This window comes from Candidatus Diapherotrites archaeon (assembly GCA_040755695.1).
Taxonomy (GTDB): domain Archaea; phylum Iainarchaeota; class Iainarchaeia; order Iainarchaeales; family 1-14-0-10-31-34; genus JBFMAK01.
This window is the reverse complement of the sequence record JBFMAK010000025.1, coordinates 1-1,488: the sequence shown is the minus strand read 5'-3', so window position 1 is coordinate 1,488 and position 1,488 is coordinate 1. Positions and strand designations below refer to the sequence as shown.

Below are 1,488 nucleotides of genomic sequence, written 5' to 3'. Positions count from 1 at the left end.
TAAGGCTCAGGCCCCCCGGGTCGTAGCTGCCGGAGCCGTTGAGGTACACGGTGGAGCCGGTGATCATGATGGTCAGGTTCGAGCCCGGATCGGCCACCGGATCACTGGAGGGCGGGGTAACCGCGATTACCTCCCGGGCGGTGCGGTTGCCCGCGGCGTCGTACGTGTAGTGGATGATGGTGCCGTCTTCGTACTGCACCTGTTCGAGGCGGTTCAGGGTGTCGTAGGTGTATTGGGCGGTGTTGGCTAGCCCTAGAGACACCAGGAGGAGACAGAGAAAGGCTGTGTACACGATTGTTCTTATAAACTCTTTGTACATAACAACCCCTTTCCTCCCCTTAATAAATGGAAGAATCAATATTTAATATTTCAAATTAGTATTTAAAAAGAATAAAAACTGCATAACTTAATCCATTTTGCCTGGCTCAGGAGGCTCCAATATTGCAAATGGCCCAATCTGTAAGGCTATCTCTTGAATATCATTATTTGGATTTTTCTCACCAGCATACATGTTCCACTGTTTATTTAAATATCTTGAATAGTATTTAATGACTAAAAAAACCAATTTAGTACGATCTTTATTCACCCAATAGGCTGTTAACTGGTGAACAAGAGGCTTGCCCTCAATTCTAAAATCAACGAATTGCCACCATTTTCTATCATTTTTAGGATAGTTAGGTTGAACAAACGGAAGCCACCCGATATCTTTTAATTTATTATCATAAAAGAGTAAAACCTCTTTAGAAGGGAATGGTAGCCGGACTTTGTATTTGACATCGCGTACATTCGGAATATCTTGATAGGTTTTTACATCATAACTTTGGGGATAGCGCAGTCCGATAATATAATCCTCATCACCATTACCGGGCCAAGAAACCCTGGTCCCGGCAGCAAAGAGCAAAATAAAGAATAACAAACATGATTTTCTCAACATATCTTCCCTCGCTTTGTGTCTTGTACTCCTGGTTTAGGGCTCTGACCAATATCCCGGCTCTCTGGGCTTTGGTGCGGTTCTCGGATCGAATGTCGGCACAGGTGGTGGCCCCCAATCGGGACTAGGAGGATTTATGCAAACACACCCACCTCCACCTGCCTCACGATCTCCCCTCGTTTTAGGAAGGTTTCGGTAATCTTCACACAGCTTAGGCGATTTAGGATGAGGATCATCCCAAGGGATACACCTCCAATAGCACACGCAATGCCAATGCGAAGGATCTGAACCCGAAGCAACCGGCACCCATGTGCCTTTGCAAGGAGGTACAAGCCCATAGGGATCGATCTTGTTAATCGGATCATTCTCCACGAACCCATAAAGATTAATCCCCCCTGCTTCCCCTATCGGGTCCCTCGTCAGCCATCTTCCCAATGCCGGGACATAAAAACGATACCCATAATAAGACAACCCCGTATTTTCATCATAGGGTTTGGTGGAAAATTGCATGGGTTGCTGCAGGTAGTTGCTGGGGACCCGGGGCTCGCCGAAGGGGC

Annotated in this window: 3 protein-coding genes; all 3 read right to left on the bottom strand. The window is 46.9% G+C overall.

What is annotated here, in order from left to right; genetic code table 11:
- Window positions 1-319, bottom strand: a 319-nt coding sequence (locus AB1467_07450; protein MEW6296090.1) for a hypothetical protein, incomplete at its 3' end; no start/stop codon positions are given.
- An 87-nt stretch (window positions 320-406) separates the two neighbouring features.
- On the bottom strand, window positions 407-934 hold the full coding sequence (locus AB1467_07445; protein ID MEW6296089.1) for a hypothetical protein: 528 nt from the start codon (window positions 932-934) through the stop codon (window positions 407-409).
- Between the two features lie 33 nt (window positions 935-967).
- Window positions 968-1,488: RHS repeat-associated core domain-containing protein (locus tag AB1467_07440; protein MEW6296088.1), on the bottom strand; the 521-nt coding region annotated here is incomplete at its 5' end.

What these genes read in the sequence shown, in the direction of transcription:
- AB1467_07445 (MEW6296089.1), bottom strand. Translation starts at nt 934, where the DNA reads ATGTTGAGAAAATCATGTTTGTTATTCTTTATTTTGCTCTTTGCTGCC.